The organism is Shewanella sp. AS16, from assembly GCF_021412365.1.
Lineage (GTDB): Bacteria > Pseudomonadota > Gammaproteobacteria > Enterobacterales > Shewanellaceae > Shewanella > Shewanella salipaludis.
Map to the genome: position 1 here is coordinate 18,669 of NZ_JAKCLK010000007.1, position 19,944 is coordinate 38,612.

Below are 19,944 nucleotides of genomic sequence, written 5' to 3' on the forward strand. Positions count from 1 at the left end.
AAAGGTTAAAATGCGCCCACCTTACGAGCTGGCGCATGATTCGGTTGGTTGGGTAGCCCTTCCAACGGAAAGAACGAGAATTAGAGGAAAACATGAGTAACGAAATCAAAACTCAGGTAGTGGTATTGGGTGCAGGTCCTGCAGGTTATTCTGCGGCTTTCCGCGCAGCAGATTTAGGTCTGGAAACTATTATTGTTGAACGTTTCAGCACCTTGGGTGGTGTATGTCTGAACGTGGGTTGTATCCCATCCAAGGCCTTACTGCACGTTGCCAAAGTGATCGAAGAAGCCAAAGAAGTGGCAGATCACGGTGTGGTATTCGGCGAGCCTAAGATAGATCTGGATAAGCTGCGCGGCTTCAAGGAAAAAGTCATAGGTCAGCTGACCAACGGTCTGGGCGGCATGTCCAAGATGCGTAAAGTCAAAGTCGTTAACGGCTTCGGTAAGTTCACCGGCCCCAACAGCCTGGAAGTGACTGCCGAAGACGGTACCGTGACTCAGGTTCAGTTCGAGCAGGCGATCATTGCCGCCGGTTCGCGTCCGATCAAGCTGCCATTCATTCCCCATGAAGATCCACGCATCTGGGATTCGACCGATGCGCTGGAATTGAAAGAAGTCCCCGGCAAGCTGCTGGTCATGGGCGGCGGCATCATAGGTCTGGAAATGGGTACCGTTTACTCGTCTCTGGGCAGCCAAATCGACGTAGTCGAGATGCTGGATCAGGTGATCCCTGCGGCCGATAAAGATGTGGTTCGCGTCTTCACCAAGCAGATCAAGAAGAAATTCAATCTGATGCTGGAAACCAAGGTGACCGCGGTTGAAGCCAAAGAAGACGGCATCTATGTCTCTATGGAAGGCAAGAGCGCGCCGACCGAAGCCGTGCGTTACGATGCGGTATTGGTTGCCATAGGCCGTGTGCCCAATGGCAAGTCACTGGATGCCGACAAGGCAGGCGTCAATGTCGACGAGCGTGGTTTCATCAACGTAGATAAGCAGCTGCGTACCAACGTACCGCACATCTATGCCATCGGTGATATCGTGGGTCAACCTATGTTGGCACACAAAGGCGTGCATGAAGGCCATGTGGCCGCCGAAGTCATTGCCGGCATGAAGCATTACTTCGATCCTAAGGTGATCCCATCGATCGCCTACACGGCTCCTGAAGTGGCTTGGGTCGGTCTGACCGAGAAAGAAGCCAAAGAACAAGGCATCGCCTTCGAAACTGCGACCTTCCCATGGGCCGCCAGCGGCCGTGCCATAGCTTCCGATTGTGCCGAAGGCATGACTAAGCTTATCTTCGACAAAGAGACTCACAGAGTCATAGGTGGCGCCATAGTCGGGGTTAACGGTGGTGAGCTGCTGGGCGAAATAGGTCTGGCGATCGAGATGGGTTGTGATGCCGAAGATATCGCGCTGACTATCCATGCTCATCCAACGCTGCATGAGTCGGTCGGCCTGGCCGCGGAAATGTACGAAGGTTCCATTACCGACTTGCCAAATCCCAAGGCGAAGAAGAAGTAATCTGCCCGTAACTTTTGCCAAAGGCGCTCTCAGGAGCGCCTTTTTCTTTGGTTAACTGTATACTGACCATGTTTTTTATGTAAGAAGGTATTTAAGGCTTTCAGTGTCATCAGTGGCCGTCATCGGGGTGAGTTGTTAACAATATGATAATAAAAATAATTAACGCAATTCTGGCCTGTATTTTATTTTTTGCCGTAAACATTGAGTCGGTAAAGGCCAAAGATCTGGTGCAGCGGGTGTTCAGTGCCAAAGAGGGCTTGGCCAATGCGAGTATCCAGGATATCAGCGTCGATGAGCATGGTTTTATCTGGCTGGCGACCGAGCAGGGCTTATATCGTGTCAGTAACTCCAAGGTGCGGCGAATAGACAAGATAGCGCTCGATCCCCGTATCGCGGATGAATACATCTACTTTGTCATTAATCTGGATAAAGATCATTTACTTGTCAGCACACTATCAGAAATTTACCTCTACGATATCGCGGCCAATGAATTCGAGCGTTTTGGCGATGAAACACGCTTCCCCCATTACCATGCCGGCGGCATAGAAGACTATGCCGAACAGGCCGATGGCAGCCTGTTGTTGCTGACGAGCTCGGGGGCCGTGTTGTCCTATTCCCACAGGGACAACGTGCTCGAAAGCCGGTTGCAGTTACCACAGAATCAAGACTTTCCCTGGCATCAGCTGTTGCTGCTTGACGACGGCCGCCTGCTGCTGGCCACGGCCAGGCAAGTGGAGCTGCGGGATGCCGGTGGGCTGATCTTAGGCTCATTGCCTTGGAGTGAAGCCTCCGGGCAGATCAAAGGGTTGTTCAAGGATTCCCGCGGCCGTATCTGGATGAGCAGCAGTGAGGGCTTATACAGTATCGATGTGCCGGGTCTCAGCATGAGTCCCGTTGCCGAAATCCCTTATTACGTGACCAAGATGGCGGAAGATCCCAAAGGAAACTTCTGGATTGCCAGCCGCAGCGGCTTGTTGAAATGGTCGCCCGACACCCACAGGCTGGAGCAGTATCAGCAACAACTGAAACAACAGGCAGATATCGAATATATTTACGATATTCTGGTGGATAAGTCCGGGCTGGTGTGGGTTGGCGGTTCGGGTGATGGTTTGGCCCTGGTGGCAGATAAGCCTGATTTTCTGCTGGATACCTTCACCGACGAAGGCGGTTACAGGATCGCCAACGAGATGATCTGGTCGGTGTTTACCGAAGGTGACATAGTCTGGATGGGGACGGATGCCGGCCTGGTGCGGGCCGATAGAGCGACGGGGACATCCCGGCTGCTCGTTCCCGAAGGACTGGAGCTTAACGACAGCATTTACAAGATAGACAGCTTGGACGCCGCCAGCCTGCTCTTGTCGACGACCAATGGCCTGTTCGTGGTCGATAAACAGAGCTTAAGAACACAGAGTTTCGGCCAATGGGCGCAGGGCACAGAGTCATTGCAGCATAAGATGGTATTCAACACCCTCAAAGATCCAAAGATCCCCGGGCGCATCTGGTTCGCCACCTCTGGCGGGTTGTTTTTCTGGGAGCCTGGCCTAAAGGCGCCCGCGTATTATCCCTTGCCGCAGGAGGCCGGCTCAGAGTCACATCCCATGATGCGGACCCTGTTTCGCGCCAGCGATGGCAAACTCTGGCTCGGCGGAGAGAAGCTGTTCGGTTATCTCGAAGCCGGGAAGTTTCACTCCCGATTCGATATGTTTGACGCGGAAGCCCATTTGCCTGCGGTCTATCAGATTGACGAGGTTTCCCCCGGTGTCCTGTGGTTCGGCACGGCTCAGACCGGCCTGTATGAATTCAAGCAACAGAGCGGTGAGCTGACCCAGCTGAACCGGCAATGGCAGGTGGAATGCCCCTCGGTGTATTTCCTGCAGCAGACGGCAGATTTTCGGGTTGTGGGCTGCGCCAATGGCATCGTTCGCCAGCGCAAGAGCGATGGCAAGCTGGCGATGTTTGGTGAAGATGATGGCTTCATTTCCGATGAATTGAATGAAGACGCTGTGTCTTACTCGGCCGACGGCTTGTACCTGGGCACGCCCGATGGTTTGATGCTGGTGGATGTCGCCGGCTTAAGCAATCGTATCGTCGATGACAGTGTGTTCCTGGAATCTGTATCCGTTTACTACGATGAGCAAACCGAGGTGGCGCTGTTGCCGGAGAAGCTTTCCAGGGTGCGCCCAGGGGCGAGCATGATCAGCTTCCAGATCACCAGTCATGACTATCTCGACGCCACCCCCATGCAGCTGAAATACCGTTTGCGGCGCCCGGGGGAACCCCTTGGCGGGAATTACGTCTTGCTGCAGGGCCAGGCACAGATCAACGTGTCGGGTTTGGCTGCGGGTAACTATACCCTGGAGCTGTTGAGCAAGAAGAATGGTATCTGGCTGAATAAGCCTTACTCCTTTTCTTTTGCTGTCGCCGAAAATTGGTGGCAGTCGCGCTGGTTCAAGGGGATCTGGTTGTTGATTGCGACCCTAGTCATCCTGGCTTCTTTCGTCATACGCCAGCGGCAGGTGTCGGCATTCAAGACCATGAATTTGGCCTTGCTCGAGAGTGATGATCGTTTGCGACAGTCCCTCAAGGGCAGCGATTCGGATCTCTGGGAGTGGCGGGACGGCATCTTCTTCATGGACAACAGCTCCGGGGTCCTGGGTTATTTGCAGCAGGTGAGTATGGGCCTGGATGACATTCCCATCTACCCGGAAGACAAGGAGCGGGTGCTGACCCAGTGGCGAGCCATGTTCAGCGGCGAGTCGGACAGATTTGAAGTCGAGTACCGCATTTTGCGCAGTGATGGCGAGTCTCGTTGGCTCAGGGTGAGCGGCCGGCCCGTTGCCCGCAATAAAGACACGGGCGAAGTCGAGCGGGTTGCGGGCATCTACAGCGACATCACCCAGCAGCGTCAGTTGGAAGATGATGTCAACCTGTTGGCCCAGGCCTTTGAGAATACCTCCGAGGGGGTGTTGATCCTCGATGCCGACGAAAAGATCAAGGTCAGCAACAGCGCGGCGCGGCGCATCATCAACTGTGCCACGGCAAGCTTGGAAGGCAAGCATTTCTCCGAGCTGATGTCGGCCACCAAGGAGGCGCAGGATGATGTGGCCACCTTGCTGCAGGAGTCCACTTCCTGGACGGGGGAGCGCGAGTTGCTCTGTGGTGCCCAGCGCGGCTGCCCCGTGTGGCTGAACGTATCGACCATGCAGGGGGCTCACAGCAAGCAGCATCATTATGTGGTGGTGTTCTCGGACATCACGGAGCGCAAGCGCAGTGAAGCGGATCTGCGCCGTTTGGCCAATTATGATGTGCTGACCGGCCTGCCCAATCGCAGCTTATTTTCGACCCGGCTCGCCCAGGCGATAGATAAGGCGCGGCGCACTGATGAGAAGCTGGCGTTGCTGTTTCTGGACCTGGACAGGTTCAAGCATGTTAACGATTCCTATGGCCATAGCATGGGCGACGCCCTGCTGGTGGAAGCGGCCAATCGCCTGCAGTCCTGCATGTCGGATAAGCACGTTCTTTGTCGCTTCGGTGGGGATGAATTTGTGCTCCTGGTGCGTGACGCCGGGGATCTGGATAAGCTCAATCACCTGGCCGAGCGCTTGCTGGAGCAGATAGTGGCGCCATTCAAGCTATTCGGGCGTGAGTTTTATCTCTCGACCAGCATAGGCATCAGCATCTGGCCGGACGATGCTGTGCAGCCGGAGGCGTTGATCAAGAATGCCGATCTGGCCATGTATCATGCCAAGGATGAAGGCAGAGGCAACTTTCAATATTATTCATCCGAACGCAACGCCGAAGCCCTGTATCACCTGCGCCTGGAAGCGGATCTGCGCAAGGCGCTGGAGCGGGAAGAATTCGAGCTCTATTACCAGCCACAGATAGATGTAGTCAACGACGACAAGCTGGTGGGCATGGAAGCCCTGCTCAGATGGAAGCATCCCAAGGATGGCTATATTAGGCCAGATGTCTTCATCAAGGTCGCCGAGGCCTGTGGCCTCATAGTCGATATCGACAGCTGGGTGTTGCGCCAGGCCTGCTTGCACGGGGCCCGTTGGAGCAAGTTGTATTCCGAGCCCTTCAAGTTGTCGGTCAATATTTCGGCGATACACTTCCGCCAACCGGATTTTATCGATGGCATCAAACAGGTCCTGCATGAGACCCAGATCCCGCCCCGGGTGCTGGCATTGGAAATTACCGAAGGGGTGTTGATGAAGGAATTGCATGTGGCCAAGTCTCACCTGAAGCAATTGAAGCTGCTGGGGATAGATGTGGCCATAGACGACTTCGGTACCGGCTATTCATCTCTGGCCTATCTGCGTCACTTCGAGGTGAATAGCCTGAAGATCGACAGATCTTTCCTGATCGACATCGCCAGCAACGCGGCGGATCAGGCCATAGTCAGCAGTATCATAGAATTGGCGCGTAACCTTAAACTCAATGTGGTGGCCGAAGGCATAGAAACAGTCGAACAGTTGGAGCAAGTATTCGGCCGGGGCTGTTATGTGATCCAGGGGTATTATTTTGCCAAACCCATGCCGCTGCATGAGATGGACTCCTACTTAGGTTTGCTGCCCTGTTTGAGTGACGCCGGGACCTCGCTGTCATTGGAGTGATGGCTAAAGGACCGCTAAATAACAAGAACTTATCTAAGGGGCCTTTTATTTGTTAGAATGTGGTCAATTTTAAACCTAGAGCCAAAGAATACTCCCTATGCTGCCCAGATCCCTCGTTCTACTCTTGCTCGCGCTGGTAACGGCCAACCTGGCTGCGGCAGAGCGGCCAAAGATTGGCCTGGTGCTCAGTGGTGGCGGTGCCAAGGGGGCGGCCCATCTTGGGGTGCTCAGGGTCCTGGAAGAGCATCATATTCCCGTGGACTATATCGCAGGCACCAGCATAGGCGCCTATGTGGCCGGCATGTATGCCCTGGGATACAGTGCCGCTGAGGTCGAAGCCATAATGATGCATGCCGACTGGTCCAGCGGTTACTCGGATACTATCCCCAGGCAAGAGCTGAGCTATAGGGATAAGGCCCAGCGGGATCAGTATAATATTCCTCTCAGTCTGGGGTATCGCGACGGTGCGGTGCAGACCCCGAGTGGCCTGCTGCGGGGCCAGACCATGTCGCAGTTATTGCGCGACTCCACGGATCTGGTCGAGCAGTTTGGCGACTTCGATCAATTGGCGATTCCCTACCGCGCGGTGGCGACGGATCTCGAAACCAGCCTGGCCGTGGTACTGGGCAACGGCAGTCTGGTGCAGGCGATGCAGGCCTCGGCGACTGTGCCTGGGGCGCTGCAGCCGGCCTTGATAGATGATAAATTGCTGGTGGATGGCGGCATAGCCAACAACATGCCGGTGGACGTGGTCAAGGCCATGGGGGCGGACATCATCATAGCCGTCGACATAGGCTCGCCCCTGGTAGAGAAAGACAAGCTCAACGGCACCCTGGCGGTGCTGGATCAGCTGTCCACCATCTTGACCAACGCCAGCACCGAGCGGCAAAAAGCCTTGCTGACCGAGGATGACATCCTCATTCGTCCCTCCATAGATGGTCTCAGCACCACTGACTTCAGCCTGATGCCCCAGGCCTTGGCGCTCGGCAGAGAAGCGACCGAGGTGCAATTGCCCAAGTTGCAGGCCCTGTCCATAGGCGAGGTCGAATATGCCCAATATACCCAGGACAAGCTCCATCGCAGCCGGGTGTGGCGCGATGAGGTCGCGCGGCCGCTAGTGCAGATCGCCTTCGACAATCAGTCTAAGGTGAGCGAGAGCCTGCTCAGGGAAACGCTCGGCCTGCATGAGGGGGAGGTCGTCGGCAAGGTGCAGTTGAACGAGGCGATTAACCGTATCTATTCGCTGAACAAGTTCGAGCGTATCGACGCCGAGTTCAAGGATACCGCCGCCGGCCGGGTCCTGACCTTAACCACCAAGGCCAAATCCTGGGGGCCCAATTATTTCCAGCTGGGCTTCAACTGGGAGGACGACTTTACCCTGGACTCGTCCGTGTCCCTGGATACCGCTTTCGTGATGACGGATCTGACCGATAATGGCGGCGAATGGCGCAACGAATTGAAACTGGGTTTCGAGAAGCTGTTGGGCACAGAATTCTATCAGCCACTGGATAGAGATCAGCAGTTTTACAGCCGCAGCCGTTACCAGTATGAACTCAAGAACTGGGTCTTGTATGACGCGAACACTCGGGTGTTCACCCTGGATAAGAGCACTCATAGGCTCGACTTGGGTCTGGGCTACAACTATGTCGAGCAGGGGATAGTCGAACTGGGCGTCACAGGGGAGGTGGGCACCATCTCCAACGACGCCATTCTCGAAGATGATTTCGAGCTCAAGTCCTGGGGCGGCTATCTCAAATTTGGCTACGACAGCCTGGACAGCATCAGCTTTCCCACCCAGGGCAACCTGGTCAATGTCGCCCTGTACTACCGCCAAGAGCGCTACAGCGAGGGCGAGTTCGACTATGAGCCGGGCGATTCCTATCAGCTAGTGGCCGATTGGAAAGGTGTGGTCAGCGTTGGCAGCCACTCGTTCGTGGGCAAGGCCTCCTATACCAGAATGCTCACCGACAGTGACTTCACAGTCAACTTCGCCGAATTGGGCGGTTTCCTCAACTTGTCCGGTTACCATAAAAACTCACTCGCCGGCCCGGATAAGGTCTTCGGCGCCTTCATCTATCAATACGATCTCGGTCGGGACGTGCTGGGCATGACAGAGTTTCCGCTTTATCTGGGGGCCAGCCTCGAAGGGGGCAATGTCTGGCAGCTGGATGAGAAGGTCGATTTGTCCGATCTCATCTATGCCGGCAGCCTATTCCTGGGTACAGACACGGCCCTCGGCCCGGCCGCCTTGGGGTTTGGTGTCTCGGATGAGGGGGAGAATGCCGTGTATTTATTCCTGGGCAAGAATTTTTAACCGCCGCCAGAGATCATATTCCTTTACAAAATCCCGCTACAGCCAGGCAAGCTGGGATGCTAGGGTTTGGCCGGAAAAATGATAGCGCCGCTGACGATAGCGACCTGGATTATCGCAGCGCCATACAGAGACAAAACGGGGACGAAAATGAAAAGTGTAAGTTCACTGGCAATAACCATCGCCTTAAGCCTGGGACTGGCGGCTTGCAGCAGCGAGCCTGCCGTCGAAGCCGGCGTGGTTTCCGGCATAGAAAAGGACAATTTCGATGCCAGTGTCAGGCATCAGGATGACTTCTATTACAGCGTCAACGGCAAGTGGTTGGCCAATACGCCCATACCCGCGGATAAATCCAACTATGGCGCCTTCTCCGTGTTATACGAGCGGAGCCAGGATGCGCTGAAAAAAATCATCGATGCAGCGGCGGCAGAGCCCAATAAAGCCGTGGGTTCCAACGAGCAGAAAATCGGCGATTTCTACGCCAGTTACATGAACACAGATGCGCTGGAACAATTGGGCATCAGCCCCCTTAAGTCACAGCTCGACAGCATAGCGGCGGTGAAGAGCCATGCCGATGTTGCCGGTGTCATGGGCAGCCTGCTTACAGCCGGCAGCAGCATTCCCTTGGAATTCTACGTCAACAACGACGCCAAAAACTCCAGTCAGTACGGTGTGTATCTCAGTCAGTCGGGATTAACCTTGCCGGACAGGGATTATTATCTCCAAGAGGATGCCAAGTTCAGTGCCACTCGCGACGCCTTGGCCAAGTATGTCGAAGAGCTGATGACCCAGGCCGGTTACGCTCATGCCGGCCGCGCCGCGGCCAATGTCGCCAAGATAGAGCAGTTTATCGCCCAGAGCCAGTGGAGCCGGGTCGAAACCCGCGACGCCAACAAGAGTTACAACAAGCTGAGCCGTGCCGAGCTGCAACGCCTGAGCGGCAAGTTTGATTTCGACAAGTTTGCCGCCAGTGCCGGTCTGGACGGCAAGGCCAGCGACATCATAGTGCGCCAGCCATCTTATTTCGAGAAACTTGGGGCCGGCTTCGAGCGCTTCCCGGTCACGGCTTGGCAGGACTATCTGGCCTTTCATCTGGTCGACAGCTACTCGGAGCTGCTGAGCAAGAATTTCGTCGATCTGAACTTTGCCTTCCACAGCAAGACACTGATGGGCATTGAAGCGCAGAAGCCCCGCTGGAAGAAGGCCGTGGATGCCGCGGATCAGGTCATAGGTGAGCTGGTGGGCGAGCAATATGTCAAGCAGAACTTCAAGCCGCAAGCCAAGGCGCGCATGGAGACCATGATCAAGAACCTGATCAAGGGCTTCGAAGTCAGCATCAATGAGCTGGAATGGATGACCCCTGAGACCAAGCTCGCGGCCCAGGAAAAATTATCCAAGTTCACCTACAAGATAGGCTATCCGGACAAGTGGAAGGATTATTCGGCCCTTGAGATAAAACCCAATGAGCTGGTGGGCAACTATATGCGCTACGCCAGATTCGAATATGCCGACATGCTCGGCAAGCTGGGGCAGCCGATAGACAAGAGCGAATGGGGCATGACGCCGCAGACGGTCAACGCCTATTACAGTCCGGTGAAGAATGAAATCGTCTTCCCGGCTGCGATATTGCAACCGCCGTTCTTCAACATGGATGCCGACGATGCGGTCAACTATGGCGGCATAGGCGCAGTGATAGGCCACGAGATCAGTCATGGCTTCGACGATCAGGGTGCCAAGTACGATGGCGATGGCAACCTGCGCGACTGGTGGTCGGATAAGGACAGGGAAGAGTTCCAGAAGCGCGGTGCCCAGCTGGCGGCACAATACTCGGCCTTCGAGGCCTTGCCGGGCAAATTCGTCAACGGGGCCTTGACCTTGGGTGAGAATATCGGCGACTTGGGTGGTCTGACGGTCGCCGCCCGTTCCTATCATCTGAGTCTCAATGGCAAGGCAGCGCCTGTCATCGACGGCTTAAGCGGCGATCAGCGACTCTTTGTCGGTTGGTCACAGGTGTGGCGCCGTAATTATCGTGAGGAGGAACTGGGGCGGCGTCTGCTGACGGATCCGCACTCGCCGAGTCACTACCGTGCCATGGCGACGCCCCGCAACATAGAGGCCTTCTATGAGGCGTTCGGGATGAAGGCCGGTGATAAGATGTTTCTGGCGCCGGAAGACAGGGTGAAGATCTGGTAAGCCGCACCTAAGCCCGGGTATCTGGGCACAGGGAAATAAACAAGCCAGACCCGTGTCTGGCTTTTTTATTGGCGGCTTACTAAGCCAGGCCGGTTACTTGTTACTTGTTACCTGGCCAGCAGGCCAGGCAGGGCCAGCAAGTTGTCGGCCTGATTGTGGGCTATGACCCATTGGGCTTGGTGGCGCTGTGAGGCCGCGGGAATGACCAGGGTCTGCATGTTGGCGGCGCGGGCGGCGATCAGGCCGTTAAAGGAGTCTTCGATCGCCAGGCAAGAGGTTGGCGTTATCCCCAGGGCATGGGCACAGTTGAGATACACCTCAGGGTGGGGCTTGCCGTAGGCCAGGTCCTGGGCGGATTCAACCGCGTCGAAATAGTCGCCTATCTGCAGTTTGCCCAGCACGGCATCCACCAGCGCATGGGAGGATGAGGTCGCCAGGCCTATCCTGAGACCGCTGGCACGGCAGTATTCCAGGGCTTCCATGACGCCCTCCATGGGGGCACCATGGCGTTCGATATGGCTGACGACGCTATCGACGATCGCCTTGGCGACGGCGGCATTGTCATACTTCTCCCACGGAAACCTCTGGTACCAGTAGCCGACCACTTGATCTATCCTCAGCCCCGTGGTCTGCAGCGCGTCGTCGAAGCCGATGGGCAGGCCCAGGCTCTGCATCACCCTGTGCTCGGCTATCTGCCAAACGGGCTCGGAATCTATCAGTATGCCGTCCATGTCGAAGATAACGGCTTGAATTTGTGGGGCTGTCATTGGGACTCCTGCGGGTTGGACCCGGATAAAAAAACGGACACAGGCATGGATCCGGGTCAGGCTCGATTGCCGATTCTAGGCTTGGGAACCCTATCTTTAAAGTAATAACTGAGCCAATGGACTTTTTTTCAAGCACATCACGGCGTCACAAGTCTGTGATAGCTGTTTGGTTTTAAATCCAGGCTTGTTATTTAAGTGACTGTATTATTGTGTTTTTAAGCCTGATTCAAACTATCGTCTAATTTCAACCGTTTCAGCGATAGCCTATCCTGACGCATCCCGCCGGATTTGAGCTTTATTTCGCACCCGGCCCAAGTGTGACCCGATTCATACTTTTGCAAAGCTGGTGTATACTGCAGGGCGGAATTACGGGTCGAGCCTGTCGGACTGTCAGCTTCCATTGAGAAGACGTGCAGTTTCGTTGTTAGAGCGCCAAACAAAGAGGAATGTTGCCGTGCTAGAAGCATATCGTAAACACGTCGCAGAGCGTGCTGCAGAGGGCGTAGTCCCTAAGCCATTGGATGCACATCAAGTGGCTGAACTGGTTAAGTTGGTACAAACTCCACCGGCAGGTGAAGAGGCATTCGTCCTCGACCTGCTTGAAAATCGAATTCCCCCGGGTGTCGATGAAGCCGCTTATGTGAAAGCGGCCTTCCTGGACGCAGTAGCCAAAGGCACTGTGACGTCACCCATACTGTCTGCCGAGCGTGCCACAGAGTTGCTGGGCACTATGCAGGGCGGTTACAACATAGAGCCCTTGATCGCCCAGTTGGATAACCCTGCGTTAGCCCCATTGGCAGTCAAGGCCCTGTCGCATACCCTGCTGATGTTTGATTCTTTCCACGACGTGGTCGAGAAGATGCAAGCAGGCAACGAATCTGCCAAGCAAGTGGTTGAGTCCTGGGCCAACGCAGATTGGTACCTGAGCCGTCCCAAGCTGGCCGACAAGGTTTCCTTGACCGTATTCAAGGTCTCGGGCGAAACCAACACGGACGATCTGTCACCGGCCCCCGATGCCTGGTCACGCCCGGATATCCCGCTGCACGCCCTGGCGATGCTGAAAAATGCCCGCGACGGTATCGAACCCGATGTTGCCGGCTCTGTCGGTCCAATCAAGAAAATCGAAGCGTTGAAAACCCAAGGTTTCCCACTGGTTTACGTGGGTGACGTGGTAGGTACGGGTTCATCGCGCAAGTCGGCCACCAACTCGGTGTTGTGGTTCATGGGCGATGACATCCCCTTCGTGCCCAACAAGCGCGCCGGCGGTTTCTGCCTGGGCGGCAAGATAGCGCCCATCTTCTTCAACACCATGGAAGATGCGGGTGCGTTGCCAATCGAGCTGGACGTCGGCAAGATGGAAATGGGCGATGTGATCGACATCTACCCATACGCAGGCAAAGTCACACGTCATGACAGCGACGAAGTCATCTCTGAGTTCAGCCTGAAGACGGAAGTCTTGCTGGATGAAGTCCGTGCCGGTGGTCGTATTCCACTGATCATTGGCCGCGGTCTGACCGATAAGGCCCGTGAAGTCCTGGGGCTGCCGGCCTCAGAGGTATTCGTGCGTCCTCAGGACGTGGCCGATTCCGGCAAGGGTTATACCCTGGCACAGAAGATGGTCGGCAAGGCTTGTGGCGTCGCCGGTGTCCGTCCGGGTCAATATTGCGAGCCCAAGATGACTTCCGTGGGTTCACAGGACACTACGGGTCCCATGACACGTGACGAGCTGAAAGACCTGGCTTGTTTAGGTTTCAGCGCAGACTTGACCATGCAGTCTTTCTGTCACACCGCCGCTTATCCCAAGCCTATCGATGTGAATACCCACCACACCCTGCCGGACTTCATCATGAACCGTGGCGGTGTGTCTCTGCGTCCGGGCGACGGCGTCATCCATTCCTGGCTGAACCGCATGCTGCTGCCTGATACTGTAGGTACGGGTGGTGACTCCCACACACGTTTCCCCATAGGTATTTCTTTCCCTGCAGGTTCTGGCCTGGTGGCCTTCGCCGCCGCCACCGGCGTCATGCCGCTGGACATGCCTGAGTCTGTGTTGGTGCGTTTCAAGGGTGAAATGCAACCCGGTATCACACTGAGGGATCTGGTGCATGCCATCCCATTGAAGGCGATCGAGAAAGGCTTGCTGACGGTCGAGAAGAAGGGCAAGGTCAACATCTTCTCCGGTCGCGTACTGGAAATCGAAGGCCTGGAATCTCTGAAGGTCGAGCAGGCGTTCGAACTGTCGGATGCTTCTGCCGAACGCTCCGCCGCCGGTTGTACCATCAAGCTGGACAAAGAGCCTATCATCGAATACCTGAACTCGAACATCATCATGCTCAAGTGGATGATAGCCGAAGGTTACGGTGATCGTCGCACCATAGAACGTCGTATCAAGGGCATGGAAGAGTGGTTGGCCAACCCTGAGCTGATGAGTGCCGATAAGGATGCCGAATATGCAGCCGTGATCGAAATCGATCTGAACGAGATCAAGGAGCCCATCCTGTGTGCGCCCAACGATCCGGACGATGCGGTACTCCTGTCTTCCGTTGCCCAGACCAAGATTGACGAAGTGTTCGTCGGTTCTTGTATGACCAACATAGGTCACTTCCGTGCGACGGGTAAGATGCTGGACAAGTTTGCCAAGACACTGCCGACCCGTCTGTGGATAGCTCCACCGACCAAGATGGACAGAGATCAACTGACCGAAGAAGGTTACTACGCGATCTTCGGTCGTGTCGGTGCCCGCATCGAGATCCCGGGTTGTTCACTGTGCATGGGTAACCAGGCAAGGGTAGCCGAAGGTGCGACCGTGGTTTCTACTTCGACCCGTAACTTCCCTAACCGTCTGGGCACGGGTGCCAACGTCTATTTGGCTTCTGCCGAGTTGGCGGCCGTGGCAGCCCTGTTGGGACGTCTGCCATCACCTGAGGAGTATCAGGAATACGCCAAAGAGTTGGATGCCACCGCAGCCGACACTTACCGTTACCTGAACTTCGACCAGATAGAGTCCTACACCAAGAAAGCCGAGGAAGTCATCTTCCAGTCTGCTGTCTAAGTCACAGTGCTCTGAGATAGTGCTCTAAGATAGACACAAACAAAAAGCCAGCTTCTCAGCTGGCTTTTTTGTGTCTCTATTTTGTGTCTCTATGCTCGCTTCAGATCATGCTCACTGTTGGTACAAGAATGGCGTTCAGCTGCCCACTTGTTGAGAGCGCTTCTCCGAATGTTTGCTATGCAGCACTTCCAGCAACTCATCTTCCAGCTCGAAGCGGGTCTCCATGGCATCGGCCAGGTGCGACAAGTCTTTATCCAGTTGGTACAAGACTTGTTCGTCGCGCGCCTCTGTGTATTTGTCGCTGAAGTCGAGGGCGGCATCTGTGGTTTGACTGATCTTGGGCAGGAGTTCCTTGGCCAGGCTGCGGCCCGAGTTGCCATTTTTCTCACAGGCGCTGACGACCTTATCATAGACTTCGAAATGCCCTTCGGAGACATAATCGAGCAGTTGTTCGCAGAAGGATTTGACATGATCGAACGAAGGCAATGACTTTCTCGGCGAGCCGTAGGGCGGTAAGCCGGCGATTTGACAGTAATTGACGAGCAGCTTACGACGATTATTCAGCCATTGATCGATAAGCGTATTGGCACCGCCCCATTTTTTCTCAGCCTTTTCTAATTGTCTTAGCATTTCTTATCTCGATATTCAGCCTGTCATATCTTTAATGTAGGGGATGACTCGTACAATAATCAACCTTTTTGTTGGATTTTTGCCCCGAGAATAGATGGACAAACCAGTTGTTTTGTCTACAAAAAACTAGCCAATAAAAAACCCGGTTGTAGAAACCTACAACCGGGTGAGTATATATCTAACAGGCTCGATACGACGAGCTTCTTGATTGTTCTTGCTAGCGCAAACTTTTTATACCAAAGGGGGACAGGCGGTGCAACGTTTTTTTAACTTTATACCGCACCGGCTTGAGTGAACCCGGCCGGGTTCGCGGTCGTTTCGGGTTCGGGGGGCCCCGGCTGGTACGCCTGTCCGGCCCCTACTGAGGCCCGGGTTCACATAAATCGGTCCGGAAAGGTTACTTTGTGGCGGTAAATGTTAAACTAGCGCCCAGCGGAAACTCATACAAGCATACCAGTGTAGGAAGCAGCCAAATGGCAGAATTAAAGAATGATCGTTACTTACGTGCGTTATTGAAACAGCCTGTCGATATGACACCTGTGTGGATGATGCGTCAAGCTGGACGCTATTTGCCTGAATACAAAGAGGTGCGGGCGCAGGCGGGTGACTTCATGTCCTTATGCCGCAATGCCGAGCTGGCCTGTGAAGTGACGCTGCAGCCGCTGCGCCGTTATGAGCTGGATGCGGCCATTTTGTTTTCCGATATTCTGACAGTGCCGGATGCCATGGGCCTGGGGCTGTATTTCGAGACGGGTGAAGGCCCACGTTTCGAGCGGCCGACAGACACCCTGGATGCCATCAAGAAGCTGGCGATACCGGATCCCGAAGACGAGCTGGGCTATGTGATGAAGGCGGTGAGCACCATACGCCGCGAACTCAATGGCGCCGTGCCTCTGATAGGTTTCTCCGGCTCGCCCTGGACTCTGGCGACCTACATGGTCGAAGGCGGCTCGAGCAAGACCTTCGAGAAGATCAAGAAGATGGCCTATGCCGAGCCCATGGCGTTGCACATGCTGCTCGATAAGCTGGCTGACGCTGTGATCTTGTACCTCAATGCCCAGGTGGCCAACGGTGCCCAGTCGCTGATGATCTTCGACTCCTGGGGCGGCGCCCTGTCCCACAGTGCCTACCGTGAATTTTCACTGCGTTACATGCAGAAAATCGTCGATGGCCTGACGCGCTTCGCCGATGGCCGCAAGGTGCCTGTGACCCTGTTTACCAAGGGCGGCGGTCTGTGGCTGGAAGCCATGGCGGAAACCGGCTGTGATGCCCTGGGGCTGGACTGGACTGTCGACATAGGCGATGCCCGTCGCCGTGTGGGTGACAGAGTCGCGCTGCAAGGCAACATGGATCCTTCCATGCTGTATGCCTCTCCCGAGCGTATCGAACAGGAAGTGGCACAGATCCTCGCCAGCTATGGCGAAGGCAGCGGCCATGTGTTCAACCTGGGCCATGGCATTCACCAACATGTGGATCCCGAGCATGCCGGCGCCTTCATCAATGCAGTGCATAGGCAATCCAAGCAGTATCACAAATGAGTGCTGCCCTGTGACATGAGGCCCGTCTGACGGGCCTTAGTTGTTTTTGGGCCGGGTGGTTACGCGCCTTGTTCAAGGGCCCGGGTCATGGCCTGGCTTTCGAGCATTATGCCCGTGACCTTGGCGCCGGCGGCCGGATTTGCCACTGTGATATTGCCATTCGCCCTGGCGTCGCTGGCCAGATCCCTTATGTCATCCCCTTCGGCCATCTTCTGTAGCGCCAGGCCTGCCAATTCCTGCGGGTAGCTTAGGTGCAAGTGCCTTAGGTGCCAGTACCTTGGGTGTGGGTATCTCTGGTGATTGAGTTTCATGGGCGAGCTCCATTACTGGGGTATAAAGCCTGTGTGACAGAGGGATCTCACTGCCGGGTTATCAAATTCTCACAAAAGCTTCACATTTCAGCCGCCCCGGTTTCCTGTGCCTGAATGGGGGGCTGTGGCTTGGAAGTTCTGGCAGTGCCGTCTCCGTGGCGGGGTGGGAAGTCGGGGTGATAGCGTTCAAATTTATTCTGAGTCTTGGCTTAACCCATTAACTCATTAGGGTATTTTTCCGGTCATCAATATTTTATTTGTTTGACGGTGCTGCAAAATAGGTTATCTTGCCCTTCGGGCCAAGCTTTTCTGAATAGGTGATTCGGAGAGCAAAACACATGGACAGCGATGCGCATTGGCAAAAAAATAATCGTATTTATTACCGGCTTCTGTATCCCCGCCTTGGTGTTAGTGTCCTACTGTCTGGGCATCTGGTTCGATCACAAGGTTGAACAATTCCGCGAGCACAGCATAGAGAGACAGCTGACGAGCATTCAGGCGCAATTTGACCGCGACATAGCACGTTTGGCTTTCTTCACCCAGGTCTACGCCGTCCCTTTTGTCCAGTTGGATAACCTTGGCAGAGCCGAGCTGCAGCGTGCCTGGCCCGATAGCAAGTTATCCGCTTCCCTTAGCCTTTATGTGGTCAGCTCTGGCCGGGTTCGCGCCCTGATGCCCATGGCCGATGCCGACTCAAACGCAACACTCCCGCTGATCTTGTCGACGCTGGCCGCGGCGGCGCCCACGGCCAAGCCCGACGTCCAAGCCGGACTCCTGATGCTGCGAGGCAGGGTCTGTATTGCGGCGCTGACGGCGACCGCCAAGGATGAATATGTGGTGGTGGTCAGACTGTTGCCGCAAGATCTTACCCGCCTCTATGGTCAGTCCCAGTGGGTCTCTGGCATCATACAGGCAGCCATCCCGGCCGAGTCTGCCAAGGGCATCAGCAGAACACTGCAGCTGCCCGGGCTGCTCAATGGGGCGCCGCTGCAACTCGAGGTGCGTTTCTCCGGGCTCCCCTTCGCCCAGGTTAAGCTGGGGTTGGATTTTGTCACCTTGGTGATCCTCTTGCTTGGGATCGCCATAGTCACCCTGGGGTATTTTTGGCTCAAGAAGGGCTTGTTATCCCCCTTCAAAGATTTGATGCAGCAATTGGATCATATAGATCCGGCGGCGAAGGATTACACCCCTGTGGTTGCCAGTGGAGGGGCCGAGCTGGTGATACTGGCCGACAGGGTCAACACTTTGTTGGCCGGTAGCTTTCAGCATAGGGAGCGGGCCAAGATCACCCTGGAGTCGATTTCCGATGCGGTACTGCTGACGGATGTCTGGGCCAGGGCCGTGTACCTCAATCCCCAGGCGGAGCGGTTGTTCGGCCTGAGCTGTGCCGAGGCCACAGGGGCGACAGTCGCCGCCTTGCTCAGGAGTGACGATAAGATCAACGAGACCCTGTTCGCCTTCATGCATGGCGGCGCGACCGAGCCCTTGCAGACCAAGATGAAGTTGCCCATGGCGGTGCCCAGGGTCATGGCGCGCAACATAAGCAATCTGCGCAATCATCAGGGGCAGGTGATAGGCACGGTTATCTTGCTCAGGGACATCACCCAGGAGGAAGTGCTCAAGCAGCAACTGCGGCGCAGGGCCAACTTCGACCCTATTACCGGTCTGCCCAGCCGTATGGCCTTCGAGGCGCGCCTGGCGGATTTCAGTGCCAAGGCCGGCAACATAGCCGTGTGTTACCTGGACTTGGAACAATTCAAGCTGATCAACGACAACTGTGGCCACAATGCCGGCGATCGCATGTTGGCCATGGTGGCCAAGGCCATGCAGGCTTGCCTGAGCCGGCATGAGCTGCTCGCCCGCCTGGGGGGGGATGAGTTTGGCCTGGTGATCATCAACCGCAGCGCCCTGGAAGTGGCGCAATTGCTCAAGCATCTGCTGTCGCAAGTGGTGTTGCAGGTATTGCAGGACAAGGGCAGGCATTACAAGGTGGGCCTGAGCATAGGTGTGGCCTTCGGCCGCGCGCCGCAGATCCGGGCTAACGAGCTGCTCAAAGATGCCGACATCGCCTGCATCGCCGCCAAGCGCAAGGGGAGCAACCAGATACACTTCTATGATGCCAAAGATAAAGACCTGGCTTATCAGCGCAATGCGCCCAAGTGGGCGATACGCATCTCCCAGGCGATCCAGAATAACGAGTTGCTGCTCTACTACCAGAGGATCGAGAGTCTGATGCCGGGCAGAGCCAGAAAGCGGATGGAGATCCTGCTCAGGATCCAGGAGCCCAGTGGCCAGATATTGCCACCGGCGCAATTTATCGCCGCCGCCGAGCGCTTCAAGCTGATGCCGGAAGTCGATAAGGAAGTGATCCGCAAGAGCTTCCAATGGCTGTCCCGTCACAGCGAATTCTGGGACGATCATTGCGTCTCGATCAACCTCTCGGGCAATAGCCTCGGGGCCGAGGGCATGGTGGAATACATAGCCAACCAGCTCAGGCTGTTCGCCATCCCCAGCGCGTGTATCTGTTTCGAAATCACTGAGACCACGGCTATCCAGAACCAGCAGCGGGCACTGGAAATGCTGCACCGCCTGCGTAAACTGGGCTTCTCCTTCGCCCTGGATGACTTCGGCAGTGGCTTCGCCTCCTACGGCTATCTGCGGGAGTTGCCTGTCGATTATGTCAAGATAGATGGTTGCTTCGTGCGCCAGCTGGCCAGCAATGCCAAGGACTACGCCATAGTCAAATCCATCCACGATGTCTGTCGGGTGATGGGCATAGAGACGGTGGCCGAGTTCGTCGAGAATCAGGCGATACTGGATAAGCTGCATAGCATAGGGGTGGATTATGCTCAGGGTTACGGCATAGGCAGACCCAAGCCGCTGGAAAGCTATAGCCTGGAGTCTATCTATGCCGCGCCCTTGAGTGCTTGAGGCCTCTTGAGCACTTGAGACTATAGGCATAGGGCGGCTTGAGCCGGACAATAAGATTCACCAAGGGGGCAAGAG

At 55.6% G+C, this 19,944-nt stretch carries 10 protein-coding genes; 7 read left to right on the forward strand and 3 right to left on the reverse strand.

The features are described from left to right. Nucleotides 1-92 precede the first annotated feature (92 nt). The 4 genes from lpdA (at nucleotide 93) to LZP73_RS15295 (ending at nucleotide 10,640) form a co-directional block, all read left to right on the forward strand. Nucleotides 93-1,520 (forward strand): dihydrolipoyl dehydrogenase, encoded by a 1,428-nt coding sequence (lpdA, locus tag LZP73_RS15280; protein WP_169565678.1) that lies wholly within the window; start codon nucleotides 93-95, stop codon nucleotides 1,518-1,520. A gap of 143 nt (nucleotides 1,521-1,663) precedes the next feature. Continuing rightward, complete coding sequence (locus LZP73_RS15285; RefSeq protein WP_234235849.1) at nucleotides 1,664-6,136, forward strand: EAL domain-containing protein; 4,473 nt, start codon at nucleotides 1,664-1,666, stop codon at nucleotides 6,134-6,136. A gap of 97 nt (nucleotides 6,137-6,233) precedes the next feature. Beyond that, complete coding sequence (locus tag LZP73_RS15290; protein ID WP_234235850.1) at nucleotides 6,234-8,450, forward strand: patatin-like phospholipase family protein; 2,217 nt, start codon at nucleotides 6,234-6,236, stop codon at nucleotides 8,448-8,450. A 147-nt stretch (nucleotides 8,451-8,597) separates the two neighbouring features. Then, entirely contained in the window at nucleotides 8,598-10,640 is a 2,043-nt protein-coding gene (locus LZP73_RS15295) for a M13 family metallopeptidase (RefSeq protein WP_234235851.1), read from the forward strand. A gap of 107 nt (nucleotides 10,641-10,747) precedes the next feature. On the opposite strand, the gene hxpB is transcribed toward LZP73_RS15295, so the two are convergent. Further along, a complete protein-coding gene (gene hxpB, locus LZP73_RS15300) occupies nucleotides 10,748-11,407 on the reverse strand; it encodes a hexitol phosphatase HxpB (RefSeq protein ID WP_234235852.1) in 660 nt (219 codons plus the stop codon). A 454-nt stretch (nucleotides 11,408-11,861) separates the two neighbouring features. Between hxpB and acnB the strand changes: the two genes are divergently transcribed. Beyond that, nucleotides 11,862-14,459, forward strand: coding sequence for a bifunctional aconitate hydratase 2/2-methylisocitrate dehydratase (gene acnB / locus LZP73_RS15305; RefSeq protein ID WP_234235853.1), 2,598 nt, complete (start codon nucleotides 11,862-11,864; stop codon nucleotides 14,457-14,459). A 135-nt stretch (nucleotides 14,460-14,594) separates the two neighbouring features. On the opposite strand, the gene rsd is transcribed toward acnB, so the two are convergent. Beyond that, nucleotides 14,595-15,089, reverse strand: a complete 495-nt coding sequence (rsd, locus tag LZP73_RS15310; protein ID WP_234235854.1) for a sigma D regulator — start codon at nucleotides 15,087-15,089, stop codon at nucleotides 14,595-14,597. Nucleotides 15,090-15,562: 473 nt separating this feature from the next. On the opposite strand from rsd, the gene hemE reads away from it, so the two are divergent. Next, a complete protein-coding gene (hemE, locus tag LZP73_RS15315) occupies nucleotides 15,563-16,627 on the forward strand; it encodes a uroporphyrinogen decarboxylase (RefSeq protein ID WP_234235855.1) in 1,065 nt (354 codons plus the stop codon). Between the two features lie 59 nt (nucleotides 16,628-16,686). On the opposite strand, the gene LZP73_RS15320 is transcribed toward hemE, so the two are convergent. Further along, nucleotides 16,687-16,938, reverse strand: coding sequence for a hypothetical protein (locus tag LZP73_RS15320; protein ID WP_234235856.1), 252 nt, complete (start codon nucleotides 16,936-16,938; stop codon nucleotides 16,687-16,689). Between the two features lie 348 nt (nucleotides 16,939-17,286). On the opposite strand from LZP73_RS15320, the gene LZP73_RS15325 reads away from it, so the two are divergent. Then, complete coding sequence (locus tag LZP73_RS15325) at nucleotides 17,287-19,869, forward strand: putative bifunctional diguanylate cyclase/phosphodiesterase (RefSeq protein ID WP_234235857.1); 2,583 nt, start codon at nucleotides 17,287-17,289, stop codon at nucleotides 19,867-19,869. The last annotated feature ends 75 nt before the right edge of the window (nucleotides 19,870-19,944 follow it).